At 73.2% G+C, this 14308-nt stretch carries 13 protein-coding genes; 10 read left to right on the top strand and 3 right to left on the bottom strand.

Going from position 1 to position 14308, the window contains the following annotated elements:
• The first annotated feature begins 3 nt into the window (after positions 1 to 3).
• From ACIHFD_RS07730 to ACIHFD_RS07690, 9 genes are all read left to right on the top strand, one after another.
• A complete protein-coding gene (locus ACIHFD_RS07730; protein ID WP_397366054.1) occupies positions 4 to 1560 on the top strand; it encodes a protein kinase in 1557 nt (518 codons plus the stop codon).
• Positions 1557 to 2399 carry an AraC family ligand binding domain-containing protein gene (locus ACIHFD_RS07725; RefSeq protein ID WP_397366053.1) on the top strand — a complete coding sequence of 281 codons (843 nt, stop codon included), beginning with the start codon at positions 1557 to 1559 and terminating at the stop codon, positions 2397 to 2399. Before ACIHFD_RS07730 ends, ACIHFD_RS07725 begins: the two co-directional genes overlap by 4 nt.
• Before the next feature lie 11 nt (positions 2400 to 2410).
• Complete coding sequence (locus ACIHFD_RS07720) at positions 2411 to 3073, top strand: AzlC family ABC transporter permease (RefSeq protein WP_350729199.1); 663 nt, start codon at positions 2411 to 2413, stop codon at positions 3071 to 3073.
• Positions 3070 to 3381: an AzlD domain-containing protein gene (locus ACIHFD_RS07715; protein WP_350729198.1), complete on the top strand. Its 312-nt coding sequence runs from the start codon at positions 3070 to 3072 to the stop codon at positions 3379 to 3381. Before ACIHFD_RS07720 ends, ACIHFD_RS07715 begins: the two co-directional genes overlap by 4 nt.
• A 9-nt stretch (positions 3382 to 3390) precedes the next feature.
• Positions 3391 to 4710: a protein kinase gene (locus ACIHFD_RS07710; protein WP_397366052.1), complete on the top strand. Its 1320-nt coding sequence runs from the start codon at positions 3391 to 3393 to the stop codon at positions 4708 to 4710.
• 39 nt (positions 4711 to 4749) lie between these two features.
• Entirely contained in the window at positions 4750 to 5460 is a 711-nt protein-coding gene (locus tag ACIHFD_RS07705; protein ID WP_397366050.1) for a dolichyl-phosphate beta-glucosyltransferase, read from the top strand.
• Positions 5457 to 7154: a hypothetical protein gene (locus ACIHFD_RS07700; RefSeq protein WP_397366049.1), complete on the top strand. Its 1698-nt coding sequence runs from the start codon at positions 5457 to 5459 to the stop codon at positions 7152 to 7154. The genes ACIHFD_RS07705 and ACIHFD_RS07700 overlap by 4 nt, the downstream gene beginning before the upstream one ends.
• Before the next feature lie 62 nt (positions 7155 to 7216).
• Positions 7217 to 7762: a sigma-70 family RNA polymerase sigma factor gene (locus ACIHFD_RS07695; protein ID WP_397366048.1), complete on the top strand. Its 546-nt coding sequence runs from the start codon at positions 7217 to 7219 to the stop codon at positions 7760 to 7762.
• Positions 7749 to 8744: a hypothetical protein gene (locus ACIHFD_RS07690; RefSeq protein WP_397366047.1), complete on the top strand. Its 996-nt coding sequence runs from the start codon at positions 7749 to 7751 to the stop codon at positions 8742 to 8744. The genes ACIHFD_RS07695 and ACIHFD_RS07690 overlap by 14 nt, the downstream gene beginning before the upstream one ends.
• 10 nt (positions 8745 to 8754) lie before the next feature.
• On the opposite strand, the gene ACIHFD_RS07685 is transcribed toward ACIHFD_RS07690, so the two are convergent.
• Genes ACIHFD_RS07685 through ACIHFD_RS07675 form a run of 3 tightly spaced genes read right to left on the bottom strand, consistent with a single transcriptional unit; the run spans position 8755 to position 10629 of the window.
• Positions 8755 to 9684: an RluA family pseudouridine synthase gene (locus ACIHFD_RS07685; RefSeq protein ID WP_185073022.1), complete on the bottom strand. Its 930-nt coding sequence runs from the start codon at positions 9682 to 9684 to the stop codon at positions 8755 to 8757.
• Complete coding sequence (lspA, locus tag ACIHFD_RS07680; RefSeq protein ID WP_350729231.1) at positions 9677 to 10204, bottom strand: signal peptidase II; 528 nt, start codon at positions 10202 to 10204, stop codon at positions 9677 to 9679. Before lspA ends, ACIHFD_RS07685 begins: the two co-directional genes overlap by 8 nt.
• A gap of 35 nt (positions 10205 to 10239) precedes the next feature.
• A complete protein-coding gene (locus ACIHFD_RS07675; RefSeq protein WP_350729195.1) occupies positions 10240 to 10629 on the bottom strand; it encodes a TraR/DksA C4-type zinc finger protein in 390 nt (129 codons plus the stop codon).
• A 454-nt stretch (positions 10630 to 11083) separates the two neighbouring features.
• On the opposite strand from ACIHFD_RS07675, the gene ileS reads away from it, so the two are divergent.
• Positions 11084 to 14230 (top strand): isoleucine--tRNA ligase, encoded by a 3147-nt coding sequence (gene ileS / locus ACIHFD_RS07670; protein ID WP_355192694.1) that lies wholly within the window; start codon positions 11084 to 11086, stop codon positions 14228 to 14230.
• The last annotated feature ends 78 nt before the right edge of the window (positions 14231 to 14308 follow it).

Below are 14308 nucleotides of genomic sequence, written 5' to 3'. Positions count from 1 at the left end.
GGCGTGGAAAGGCAGGTCGGCAACCGGTATCGCCTCATCGAGCCGCTCGGCGAGGGTGGCATGGGCGTGGTCTGGCGTGCCTACGACGAGCTGCTCGACCGTACGGTGGCGATCAAGGAGGTCCGCTACACGGGCGTCGGCGACGCCAAGCGGGCCGAGCTCAACAGCAGGACCATCAGGGAGGCCAGGGCGGCGGGCCGCCTCGACCACCCGTCGGTGATCGTCATCCACGACGTCGTCGAGGAGGACGGCCGCCCGTGGATCGTGATGCAGCTCGTGCGCTCGCGTTCGCTGGCCGAGGTGGTGCGCGAGCGCGGGCCGCTCACGGTGGGGCAGGTCGCGGTGATCGGCGGGCGGGTGCTCGACGCGCTGCGCGCCGCGCACGCCACCGGGGTGCTCCACCGTGACGTGAAGCCCGAGAACGTGCTGCTGGCCGACGACGGCCGGGTGGTGCTCACCGACTTCGGCATCGCCTCGCTGGAGGCCGAGGCGGGGCTGACGGCGACCGGCGGGCTGGTGGGCACGCCCGCGTACATGCCGCCCGAGCGTCTCAACGGCGAGCCCGCGCGCCCCGAGTCGGACCTGTGGTCGCTGGGGGCGACGCTGTACGCGGCCGTCGAGGGCGAGCCGCCGTTCAAGCGCGACTCGTGGGCCGCGACGGTCGCGGCGGTGCTGCGCGACGCGCCGGAGCCGCCGGCGCGGGCCGGCGCGCTGCAGCCGGTCATCATGGGGCTGCTGCGCAGGAGCCCGGACGAGCGCCTGCCCGCCGCGGAGGCCGCGAGGCTGCTGTACGAGGCCGCCACGGGCCCCTCCCCCCACCCGACGACCCCCGGGGCCTGGCGGCCGGCGGGGGCCGCGAACACGACCGAGGGCCCCACGCTCTCGACGCGGCCCAGGCGCGGCAGGGCGCTGTGGATCGGCCTGCCCGCCGCCGTGGCGGTGCTGGGCGCGGGCGGCTTCCTGGTCTCCAACCACTGGACGAGCACCGCCGCGACCCCGAGCCCCACACCGACGGGTCCCACCCCCACCGCCGAGCCGCCCACGTCGAGCACTCCCACGGCCACGCCCGAGCCCACGCGTACGCCCACCACGACGACGCAGCCGGTGCCCGCAGGATGGCGCGCGTTCAGGAGCGCGCAGGGCCGCTTCGGGGTCGCCGTCCCGGAGGGGTGGCGGGCCGTGAAGCACTCCACCAGGGACAGCATCACCTTCAAGGGCCCCGACAGCCCAGGGGCGATGATCGTGGAGTGGACCGTCCCCGACTTCGCCTGGACGGACCCGGCGAAGCAGTGGGCCAGCCTGGAGAAGGAGATCCGGGCGAAGGGCGAGTTCGAGGGATACAGCCGGATCGGCATCGTCTCGACCACCTACCTCGGCCGCAAGGCCGCCGACTGGGAGTTCACCAGGATCCGCGACGGGCAACGGATCCACGTGATCAACCGCGGCTTCCGCACCGCCGACGGCCGCCCATACGCCCTCTACTGGGAGACCACCGACGCCCGCTGGGCCTCGGACCGGCGCTACTTCGAGACGTTCGCGAAGACCTTCAGACCTCAATGAAAGAGCAGGCGCACTTCTGGCGGCATCCGGCGGTGCCGGGCACCGACCTGCTCAAGGCCCGCTACGTCACCCACCGCTTCACCCGGCACGTGCACGACGGCTACGCCATCGGCGTGATCGTCAGGGGCGTGGAGGAGTTCGACTACCGCGGCACCCTGCACCGGGCGGGCGCGGGCGAGGTGGTGCTGGTCAACCCCGAGTCGGTGCACACCGGCCAGGCGGGCACGCCGGACGGCTGGTCGTACCGCATGCTCTACCCGTCGATCGACACGCTGGCGGGGATCGCCGCCGAGCTGGGCGTGCCGTACGCGACGCCGCACTTCCCCAGGCAGGTGGTGCGTGACGAGGAGGTGGCGCTGCTGCTCGGCCGGGCTCACCAGGCGGCCGAGCGCGGCGACGCGCTGGCCGCCTCCACGTTGAGCCGCACGCTGTTCGCGCGGCTGGTGACCCGCCACGCCACGCCCAGGCCGACGGCGATCCTGCCCGCCGAGGGCCGGCGGGCCGTGCGGGACGCGCTCGACCTGCTGCACGGCAGCCTCGTCGACCCGCCGACGCTGGACGACCTGGCCGACGCGGTGGGCGCGCGGCCGTTCGCGCTGCTGCGGGCGTTCAAGGCCGAGACCGGCCTGCCGCCGCACGCCTACCTCACCTCGCTGCGGGTGCGCCAGGCGCGCCGCCTCCTGCAGTCCGGGGTACGCCCGGCGCAGGTGGCCGCCGAGGTGGGCTTCACGGACCAGGCCCACCTCAACCGGCATTTCAAGCGCATCGTGGGCGTGCCGCCCGCGGCGTACCAGCGTGCTGCAGGAACGTACAAGACCGGCGGTTCCCCCACCTCCTAGCCTCTTGCGGCATGGAACAGACAACTCACCGTTCCGCCGCCGTGCGGGACGGCCTCGGCGTGGGCGTGGCCGTGGGGCTGTCGGGGATCGCCTTCGGCGCCGCCGCGATCACCGCGGGCCTGAGCGTGCCGCAGGCGTGCGTGTTGAGCCTGCTGGCCTTCACCGGCGCCTCGCAGTTCGCGCTGACCGGCGCGGTGGGCGCGGGCGGCGACCTGGTGACCGCCACGCTGGGCGCGCTGCTGCTGGGCGGCCGCAACACGCTCTACGGCCTGCGCCTGGCCGACCTGCTCCGGGTACGCGGGCCCCGTCGGCTGCTGGCCGCGCAAGGGGTGATCGACGAGACGACGGCCGTCACGCTGGCCCAGCCGACCCCGGAGGCGGCCCGTACGGGCTTCGTCACCACGTTCGCCAGCCTCTACCTCACCTGGAACCTGACCACCCTGGCAGGCGCCTACGGCGCGTCGTTCCTGGGCGACCCCGGCGTGCTGGGGCTGGACGTGGTGGGCCCGGCCGCGTTCCTGGCCATCCTGTGGCCGCGCCTGACGGCCAGCGCCGAGCTGCGCCGGCTGGCCGGCGCGGCGGCGGCGATCGCCCTGTGCGCCACCCCGTTCCTGCCGCCCGGCGTGCCCGTGCTGCTGTCGGCGGCCGCCGTGCTGGTGGTGATGGCGCGATGACGCTGTGGTGGGCCATCGCCGCGGTCTGCGCGGGCTGCTACGTGCTCAAGCTGGCCGGGCTGGCGGCGCCGCGCCGGGTGCTGGAGCATCCGGCGATCCGCAGGTTCGCCGAACTGGTGCCGGTGGCGCTGCTGGCGGCCCTGATCGCGGTGCAGGTGTTCACGGAGGAGGGCGGGCTGAGCTTCGACCCGGCGCGCACGGCCGGGCTGGGCGCCGCGGTCGTCGGGCTGCTGCTGCGGGCGCCGTTCCTGGTCATCCTGGCCGCGGCGGCCCTCGTCACCGCGCTTGTCCGGTTCTTTCTTGGGTAGTCGCCGTGCATGTCCGATGCAACAGAGATGGTCGGTGGGCGTTACCGGCTGCTCAGGACGATCGGCCGGGGCGGGATGGGCACGGTGTGGCAGGCTCATGACGAGGTGCTGGGCCGGGACGTGGCGGTCAAGGAGATCCTGCCGCCGCCCGACCTGACGGATCCCGAGCGCGAGGTCTTCGCCGTACGCACGTTCAGGGAGGCCAGGGCCGCCGGCCGGGTGGCGCATCCGGGTGTGGCCACCGTGTACGACGTCCTGGAGGAGAACGGTCACCCGTGGATCGTCATGCAGCTCGTCGACTCCCGCACCTTGGGCGAGCTGATCCGCGAGGACGGCCCCATGTCCCCGCCGGAGGCCGCGGACATCGGGCTGCAGCTCCTCGAGGCGCTGCGCGCGGCGCACGCGGCGGGCGTGCTGCACCGGGACGTCAAACCGGACAACGTGCTGCTGGCCGAGGACGGCCGGGCGGTGCTCACCGACTTCGGCATCGCCACGACGGAGGACGAGGCTCCCGTGACGAGCACGGGCGTGCTGCTCGGCACCCCCGCGTTCATGGCGCCGGAACGCGCGGCGGGCAGCCAGGCCAAGGCCTCCTCCGACCTGTGGTCGCTGGGCGTGACGCTCTACATCGCGGTCGAGGGGCACTCGCCCTTCCAGCGGGACAACCCCCTGGCCACGCTGGGCGCGGTCCTGCACGCCGAGCCGGAGCCGCTGGCCCGCGCGGGCGTGCTCGGTCCCGTACTGCTCGGGCTGCTGCGCAAGAACCCGGCCGAGCGCATGTCGCTGGAGGAGGCCGAGCAGCGGCTGGCCGCGATCCTGACCGGCGGCGCCCCCGAGCGGACGGGCCCCGTCACCGAGCCTGGCCCGGCCGGGCCCGGCGCGATCAAGCCAAGTGCGACCGGGCCGGGCGGGGCTTCCCCGCGGCGGCGCAGGCTTCCGGTGGCCGTGATCGCGGGAGGCGCGCTGGTCGTCGCGGCGGTCACGGGCGGCGCTGCCTGGTGGTCCGGCCGGACGCGGGACCTGCCCCGGAGCCCGGGCCCCGCCCCCGCCGTCGTGACCGCCGGGCCCTCCACCGGCGCTCCGACCACCGGCGCTCCGCAGCTCGCCCCGACGCCCTCCACACCCGAAAGCTCCCCGACGGCCGTCGAGGACCGGCACAGGACGCCTACCGGCGAGCGGAAGGACCCCACCCGGGAGCCCACGCCGACCGGTGAGCGGAAGAACCCCGACCGGACGCCGACGCCGAGCGCGAGCGGCAAGAAGGACCGGGACAACACCACCCCTTCCCGGACCCCGGACTCGGTCGAGCCGTCGGAGCCGGAGGGCTGATCGTGCAACCCCGGTGAGGCCCGGCCCTGTCTCCGGGGCATGAGCGAGATCGACCTGTCGGTGGTGATCCCCGCCTACAACGAGGAGGCCAGGCTCGGCGCCACCCTGGCCGCCGTCCAAGCCCACCTGAGCGCGACGCCGCTGAGCTGGGAGCTGATCGTCGTGGACGACGGCTCGGCGGACCGCACGCTGGCCGTGGCCTCCGCCGCGGCGGGCACCGAGCCGCGGATCCGCGTCATCCGCTGGCCCGCCAACCGGGGCAAGGGCCACGCGGTACGCCGCGGCGTGCTGGTCTCACGCGGTCACCAGGTGCTGTTCACGGACGCGGACCTGGCCACCCCGATCGAGGAGTTCGGCCGGCTGCGGGCGGCGCTGGGCCGGGACGCCGGCGCGGCCATCGGTTCCCGCGCCCGCCCCGGGTCCCGCATCCTGGTGCGCCAGCACCCCGCCAGGCACCTGCTGGGCACCTTGGGCAACCGGCTCATCCGGACGCTGGCCGTGCCGGGGATCGCGGACACGCAGTGCGGGTTCAAGCTGTTCGACGGGGACAAGGCACGGGTGGTGTTCGGCCGGGCGCGGCTGGACGGGTGGGCCTTCGACGTGGAGATCCTGCGGGCTTTCGCCCGGCGGGGATGGCCGGTCAGGGAGGTCCCGGTGCGCTGGTCCCACCGGCCCGGCTCCAAATTACGCGCCCACCACTACCTGCTGACGCTCGGCGACCTGTGCCTGCTGCGGTGCGAGGGCCGATGACGCGCCGCCGGACCGGCCTGGCCGTCGCGTGCGTCTATCTCGCCCTGGCCGTCTTCGTGTACGCCCACCTGTGGGCCGACCCGTCCCACCGCTACCTGATCGACGGAGGCCAGGACCAGCACCAGTGGGAGTGGTTCTTCGCGGTCACCGCCCGCAACCTGGCCTCCTGGGACTTCCCGCTGTTCACGACCCTGCAGAACCACCCGCTCGGCGTGAACCTCATGGCCAACACCGTCATGCTCGGCGTCTCCGCGCCGCTCGCGCCCGTCACGCTGGCCTTCGGCCCCTCGGTGACGTGGGCGATCGTGCTCACCGGCGGCCTGGCGGGCAGCGCCGGCGCCTGGTACCGGCTCCTGTCCGGGCACCTGGTGGGCTCCCCGGCCGCGGCGGCGATCGGGGGCGCGTTCTGCGCGTTCGCGCCGCCGATCATCTCCCACGCCAACGCCCACCCGAACTTCGTCGTGCTGTTCGCCATCCCGCTGATCATCGGCCGGGTGCTGCTGCTGGTCCGGGATTGCCGCGTCCGGCGTGACGGGGCCGTGCTGGGGCTGCTGGTGGCGTACCAGGTCTTCCTGGGCGAGGAGGCGCTGCTGCTGGCCGCGACCGGGCTCGCCGTGCTCGCCGCCGGGTACGTCGCGGTCCGGCCCGGCGTCGCCCTGGCGGCGCTGCGGCCCCTCCTGGCGGGCACGGCGGTGGCGGCGGCGGTGAGCCTGGCGCTGAGCGGGCCCGCGCTGTGGTTCCAGTTCGCCGGGCCGCAGAGCTACTCCTCGCTGATCCACGGGCCCGCGGGCAACGACGTCCAGGCGCTCGTCTCGTACGCGGGAAGGTCGCTGGCCGGGGACGCTAACGTGGCGGCGGCGCTGTCGCTCAACCCCACCGAGCAGAACGCGTTCTTCGGCTGGCCGCTGGCCGTCCTGGTCGCCGGGGTGGCCGTGTGGCTGCGGCGGGTCCCGATGGTGGCGCCGCTGACGCTGGTGGCCGTGGTGTCGGCGGTGCTGTCTCTCGGGCCTGAGATCACCTTTTACGGCGAGAAGACTGGATATTTTGGGCCGTGGTGGTGGATGTCCAAGTTGCCGCTGTTCGAGTCGGTGCTGGAGTCCCGTTTCACGCTGGTGTGCGTCCCCGCCGTCGGGGCCCTCCTGGCGATCGCGGCCGACCGGGTGCTGGAGGTGTCGTGGCGGGGCGCGCCGGCGCGGGTGCTGCTGGGGCTGGCGCTGGCCGAGGCGCTGCTGCCGCTCGCGCCCAAGCCCCTGGTGGCCGCCGACCGCCCGGACACGCCCGCGTTCTTCACGACCGGCATGTGGCGCTCGTACGTGCGCCCCGGGCGTTCTCTCGTGCCCGCGCCGCCGCCCGACGCCGCCGACGCCCGGGCGCTGCGCTGGCAGGTCGACGCGGGGCTCGGCTTCCCCCTCCCCGAGGGGTACTTCGTCGGCCCTGCCGGCCCCGGCCGGGAGGGTGCGTACGGCGCACCGCCCCGCCCCACCGCCTCGCTGCTGCGCGACGTGCGCGACAAGGGCGAGGTCCCGGCCGTCGGGCCGGCGGAACGGGCCCGGGCGCGGGCCGACCTGGCGTACTGGCGGGCCGACGCGGTCGTGCTCGGCCCGTACGAGCACCAGGACGCGCTCCTGCGCACCCTCACCGCGCTCCTGGGGCCGCCCCTGTTCGCGGGCGGCGTGTGGGTGTGGGATGTGTGATGCAACCTTTGCCGCGTCCGGCGCTGTCACAGGGGAGTGAAGGATGACCGAGGAGGTGTCGGGTGCACGCGGCGGAGGAGCGGGACTACGTGGACTACGTGACCGCGCGGCTCCCGGCGCTGCGGCGGCTGGCGCACTACCTGTGCAAGGACGCCCACCGCGCCGACGACGTCGTGCAGATGGCCATCACCAGGCTCTACGTCCACTGGCGGCGCGCCTGCGCGGCCCGCGACCTGGACAGGTACGTGGACGCGATGCTCGTCCGGTGCTTCCTGAACGACCAGCGCCTCGGCTGGTGGACCCGCGTCAGGCTGGCGGGCTCCTCCCACGAGGTCACCGAGGAGCGCGCCGGGCCGCCGCCCGACCTCGAGACCCGGTCGGTGGTGCGCGCGGCGCTGGCCAAGGTGCCGCCGCGACAGCGGGCGGGTCTCGAGGTCGGGCGGCGGTTCCTGTTCGATCTGCCCGTGTCGGAGGTGGCGGAGATCCTGGGGTGTTCGGCGGGCAACGTGAAGAGCCAGTCGGCCCGCGGCCTGGCCACGTTGCGCGAGGTGCTCGGTGACGATCCGACGCTGGTGGTGGAGGGAGCGATGCGGCATGGACGCCCGTGACCGCGGCCCTGGTCCCGCCGTGGACGGCGGGCGGCTGCTCGATCCGCTGCGCGGCATGGAGCCCGATCCGACGGGGCGGGTGAGCGTGGCGTCCGCCGTACGGGCCGGGCGGCGGCGGACGCGCGCCCGCGCGGCGCTCGGGGCGGTGGCGGCCGTCAGCGCCGTGGTCGCGGTGATCGCCCTGACGACCGTGCTCGGCCACCGGGCGGCCCGGCCCCGGCCGCAGCCCGCGGTCGCCCCGCAAGCCGGGTTCGACGTGCTGACCAGGGCCTTCACGGTGGGCTCCGCGGGCGGCTTCACCCCCGACACGTACGTGACGGGCCGCCTCGTCCAGCGGGTCACCCTGCGCCCCGCCGACCCGTCACGGCCGGGGGACGCGGTGATCGAGCTGTACGCCCAGGGCAGCCGGCCCATGACCACCGACGGATCCGCCGCTCCCCCGGTCAACGGCCGGGCCGCGATCTGGCCACGGGAGCCCGTCCTGAGGCCCGGCACGGCCGAGGTGGCCTGGCAGTGGGGGCCGCGGGCGTGGGGCGTGGTGTCGGTCAAGGGCGGCGACCGCGAGCTCGCCCACCGGGTGGCCCAGAGCGTCCTGCCCTCCGCGGGCGAACGGATCGACGTGCCGTTCACCGTCCCGGGACAGCTGGGCGCGCCGGTGGGCGCGGTCACCTCGTACGGCTCCCCGGCCAGGGTGGGGCTCCGCTACGGCGACGCGGGCTCGTGGCTGGAGGTCGGGGTCGTGGAACGGACCCCGGCCCTGAAGCCCGCCACCACCGTGCGCGGCCTGCCCGCCGTGCGGGAGGACCGCCGCGTCACGGTGCTCAGGGACGGCTACGCGGCCTACGCCGAGGCCGGGCGCGGCGACTCGGGGGACCGGCTGGCCGAGCTGGCGGCGGCGGTCACGCTGGACCCGGACACCGGGTGGCCCGGCGAGCCCACGCCCGCCTGCACCGGCCCGTGCGCGACCCGCTCTCCCGGGTAGGCGGGTCCGGTCAGGACTCGGCGCGGACGATGTCCAGCGCCTTCTGCAGGTCCTGCGGATAGTCCGTGCTGAACGACATCCAGTCGCCCGTGGTGGGGTGCTCGAACCCGAGCGCCACCGCGTGCAGCCACTGGCGCGTGACCCCCAGCCGGGCCGCCAGCGTCGGATCCGCCCCGTAGAGCAGGTCCCCGACGCAGGGGTGCCGCAGCGCCGCCATGTGCACCCTGATCTGGTGCGTACGCCCGGTCTCCAGCTTGATGTCCAGCAGCGAGGCCGCGCGGAACGCCTCGACGGTGTCGTAGTGGGTGACCGACGGCTTCCCCCCGGCCACCACCGCGAAACGCCCGTCCCCGGACGGGTGGCGGTCGATGGGCGCGTCCACCGTGCCCCTGAACGGGTCGGGATGCCCTTGCACCAGCGCGTGGTAGCGCTTGTCGACCGTGCGCTCCTTGAAGGCCCGCTTGAGCCGCGAGTACGCGACCTCGCTCTTGGCCACCACCATCGCCCCCGTGGTGTTGGCGTCGAGGCGGTGCACGATGCCCTGGCGCTCGGCGGCCCCGCTGGTGGCGATCGTGTGACCGGCCCCGAGCAGCCCGCCGATCACGGTCGGCCCCGTCCAGCCGACGGTCGGGTGGGCGGCCACGCCGATCGGTTTGTTGATCACGATGACGTCGTCGTCCTCGTACACGACCGTCATGCCCGGCACCGGCTCGGCGACCGGCATCGGCGTGGTGACCGGCGGCGGCATCGTCACGTCGAGCCACGCGCCCGCGTGCACGCGGTCGGACTTGGCCGGCTGCCGGCCGTCCACCAGCACCTCGCCCGCGCCGATCAGCTCGGCCGCGCGGGTGCGGGAGAAGCCGAACAGCCGCGAGAGCGCGGCGTCGAGCCGCTCGCCCTCCAGCCCGTCGGGTACGGGCAGGCTCCGCTGCTCACTCACCCTTCTCGGCCCCCTTGGTCTCCGGGGTCTCCCGGGACCCGTCGATCTGCACGTTGCGCCAGGCCAGCAGCACCGCCAGGATGCCGCCGCAGACGATGGCCGAGTCGGCGATGTTGAACACGGGGAAGTAGTCGATCACGGGGAAATGCCCGGGGAGCACCTCGATGAAGTCGACGACGTGCCCCTGCAGCTGCGTGGAGCGCCCGATCCCCGAGGGATAGCGCAGCAGCCGGTCGGTGAGGTTGCCGAGCGCGCCGCCGAGCAGCAGCCCCAGCGTGACCGCCCAGGCCCGGCTGCCGAGCTTGCGGGCGGTGCGCACGATGGCGACGACCACGCCCGCGGCGATGAAGGTGAAGACGAAGGTCATTCCGGTGCCGAGGCTGAACGCGGCACCGGAATTGAAGATCACCCGGAACTGCAGCACGTCCTGGAGGACGACGAGCGGCGCCTGACCCTCGAGCGTGCGAAGCACCACCGTCTTGGTGATGAGGTCGGCCGCGTAGACCACGGCCGCCAGCACGACGAGGACGGCGACCAGACGCCCGCGGGGGCGGCCTACCGGCGCTCCTCCTTCTGCTTGCAGGCCACGCACAGCGTCGCCCTCGGGAACGCCTGAAGGCGTTCCTTGCCGATCGGCTTGTGGCACGATTCGCACACTCCATAGGTCCCGGCGTCGATCCTGGCGATCGCACGTTCGTTCTGCGCGACCAGATCGCGCGCATTCAGGGTAAGGGCGATCTCGCGTTCGCGCTCGTACGTCTTCGCGCCGGCGTCCGCCTGGTCGTCGCCCGCCCCCTGAGTGACGTCTCCAGAGGCTATCTCCGTCTCGTGGCGGTGAATGTCCGCGTTGAGCTGGTCGATCTCGCTCTGGAGCCTGCCGCGTACCTCGGCCAGCTCCTCTTCCGACCACATCGAAGGTGTAGCGGTCTGCGTGACTGCCGCCATGGCTGCCTCCATTGCTGATCAAGGCCGTAAATGGTGCGGGCAGCTTAGGGATCCACATAACGGAACGGCAAACGACCCGCCGGACGGTTTACCTCCCCCGTACTATCCCGCCTCGCGCATTAAACTCCTCCACAGGGGCGTCCATTCCCGCAACTTTGTCGGTTGCGTACCGACGGCCCCTAAGGCGGCTCGCCCTGAGATACCAGGAAGCCTTCGGCCCCACTCTGCGTTATGGTTTGAGACTGCAAGGCGTTGATGGGGCCCGACTGTGAGGGATATCACCCCGGAGCCGCCGGAAGAACGGCTCGCGAGAGCTCATTAGACCCGGCCGCAGATCAAACGAAGAGGGCCTCGCCCGCGTGCGAGGTCAAGAAGGGTGGTACCGCGGGGCCGCATGGCTTCGTCCCTTCACGCTCGCCCTACCGGCCGATCAAGCGTGGAGGTCACACCCGAAATGTCTTCGCCATCTTTCCGCTCTCTTCCCGCGCAGGTCGACCTGCCCGCGCTCGAGCGCGAGGTCCTCGACCGCTGGCGGGACGGGAAGATCTTCGAGCGCTCCGTGGAGCAGAACTCCGGAAACCCGTCCTGGGTCTTCTACGAGGGCCCGCCCACCGCGAACGGCCTGCCCGGCGTGCACCACGTCGAGGCGCGGGTGTTCAAGGACCTGTTCCCGCGCTACAAGTCCATGCGCGGATTCAGCGTCCCGCGTAAGGCCGGATGGGACTGCCACGGCCTGCCCGTCGAGGTCGGCGTGGAGCGCGAGCTGGGCCTGACCGGCAAGAAGGACATCGAGGAATACGGCATCGCCGAGTTCAACGCCAAGTGCCGCGAGTCGGTGCTGCGCCACGTCGACGCCTTCGAGCAGCTGACCGAGCGCATGGGCTACTGGATCGACCTGTCCCAGGCGTACCGGACCATGGACCCGTCCTACATCGAGTCGGTCTGGTGGTCGCTGAAGGTCATCTGGGACAAGGGGCTGCTGTTCCGCGACTTCCGCATCACGCCGTACTGCCCGCGCTGCGGCACGGGGCTGTCCGACCACGAGCTGGGCCAGCCCGGCGGCTACGAGACCGTCTCCAGCCCGTCGGTCTACGTCCGCATGCCGGTGACCGCCGGGCCGCTGGCCGAGCTGGGCGCCGCGCTCCTGGTGTGGACGACCACGCCGTGGACCCTCGTGTCCAACACGGCCGTCGCCGTGCACCCCGACGTGACGTACGTCGCGGCCCGCACCGCGGACGGCGAGGTCCTGGTGGTCGCAGAGCCGCTGCTGTCGGTCCTCGGCGAGGGCGCGACCGAGGTGGCCCGCTACACGGGCCGCGAGCTGGAGCACACCGCGTACTCCCGCCCGTTCGACCTGGTCGACATCCCCGGCGCCCACTACGTCGTGCTCGGCGAGTACGTCACGGTCGAGGACGGCACCGGCCTGGTCCACCAGGCGCCGGCCTTCGGCGCCGACGACATGGCCGTGATCAGGCAGTACGACATGCCCGTCGTCAACCCGATCGGCCCCGACGGCCGCTTCCTCGACGACGTGCCCATGGTCGGCGGCCGGTTCTTCAAGGACGCCGACGAGGAGCTGACCGAGGACCTGCGCGCCCGCGGGCTGCTCTACCGCGGCGGCCACTTCGAGCACAGCTACCCGCACTGCTGGCGCTGCCACACCCCGCTGCTCTACTACGCGCTCCCGTCCTGGTACATCCGCACCACCGCGGTCAAGGACAAGATGCTGTCCGAGAACGCCGGCACCAACTGGTACCCCGAGACGATCAAGTGGGGCCGGTTCGGCGAGTGGCTGCGCAACAACGTCGACTGGTCGCTGTCGCGCTCGCGCTACTGGGGCACGCCGCTGCCGCTGTGGGTGTGCTCGGCGGACGAGTCCCACGTGACGTGCGTCGGCTCGCTGGAGGAGCTGGGCGGGCTGGCGGGGCAGGACATCTCGGCGCTCGACCCGCACCGCCCGTTCGTGGACGACGTGACCTTCGACTGCCCGTCGTGCGGCGCCCTCGCGCGCCGCGTGCCGGACGTCATCGACGCCTGGTACGACTCCGGCTCCATGCCGTTCGCCCAGTGGGGCGAGCGCGGCAAGCCGGAGGGCGTCTACCCGGCGCAGTTCATCTGCGAGGCCACCGACCAGACGCGCGGCTGGTTCTACTCGCTGATGGCCGTCGGCACGCTGGTCTTCGGCCAGTCCTCCTACGAGAACGTGCTCTGCCTCGGCCTCATCCTGGCCGAGGACGGCCGCAAGATGAGCAAGCACCTGGGCAACATCCTCGAGCCGATCCCGCTCATGGACCAGCACGGGGCCGACGCGCTGCGGTGGTTCATGGCCTGCTCGGGCTCGCCGTGGGCGTCGCGCCGGGTGGGGCACAACACCCTCGAGGAGATCGTCCGCAAGGTCCTGCTGACGCTCTGGAACACCTCGTCGTTCTTCACCCTCTACGCCAACGCCGAGTCCTGGTCGCCGGCCATGCTCGCGCAGGCCACGCCCGCGGCCGAGCGCCCGCTGCTCGACCGCTGGGTGCTGGCCGAGCTGCACAGGACGGTGGCCGACGTCACGGCGTCGCTGGACGAGTACGACACCCAGCGCGCCGGGCGCCGCCTGGCGGACTTCCTCGACGACCTGTCCAACTGGTACGTGCGCCGCTCGCGCCGCCGCTTCTGGCAGGGGTCGCCGGAGGCGTTCGCGACGCTCTACGAGTGCCTGGAGACGGTGACGCGGCTGATGGCCCCCGTCACGCCGTTCATCACCGACTACCTCTGGGACGTCCTTCGCTCCTCCGACGCGCCCTCCTCGGTGCACCTGGCCGACTGGCCGGAGGTGCGCGAGGACCTGCTGGACCCGGTGCTGTCCGACCAGATGGCCCTCGTACGCCGCCTGGTGGAGCTGGGCCGCTCGGCCCGCGCCTCGTCGGGCGTCAAGACCCGCCAGCCGCTCCGCCGCGCCCTGGTGGGGGCACACGGCTGGCCGTCGCTGCCCGGCGAGCTCCGGGGCCTGGTGGCGGACGAGCTGAACGTCCACACCCTCGAAGACATGTCCGGATTTAGCGCCGATCTCGTGACTTACTCGGTCAAGCCCAACTTCCGGGCCCTGGGCAAGCGCTTCGGCTCCCAGACCAAGCTCGTCGCGGCCGCCGTGGCCGCCGCCGACGCCACCCGCGTGGCCCGGGCCCTCCGCTCGGGATCCACGGTCATGGTGGAGGCGGACGAGCTGGGCGAGATCATGCTCGGCCCGGACGACGTGATCGTCAACGAGCAGCCCCGCTCGGGCTGGGCGGTGGAGACGGGCGCCATCGGCACCGGCACGGGCGAGACGGTGGCCCTGGACCTGGAGCTCACCGACGAGCTGCGCCGCGCCGGTCTCCTGCGCGAGGTCATCCGCCTGGTCCAGGACGCCCGCAAGTCGACCGGCCTGTCGATCACGGACCGCATCGACCTGTGGTGGACCACGTCCTCCCCCGAGCTCGCCACGGCCCTGCGCACCGAGGGGCATGTGGTGGCGGAGGAGGTCCTGGCGACGACGGTCACGGAGGGCACGGCGACAGACCTCCCGTCCCACACGGACGAGGACCTGTCCCTGACCTTCCACCTCCGCCGCGCCTGACACGCACTACGGCGGTGGGGCGCACCCTCACAACCCGCCCCACCGCCACCCACCCCTGTGCTGGAACGCCCCTCACGC

The organism is Nonomuraea sp. NPDC051941 (assembly GCF_044593615.1).
This window is presented reverse-complemented; position numbering and strand designations above follow the sequence as displayed.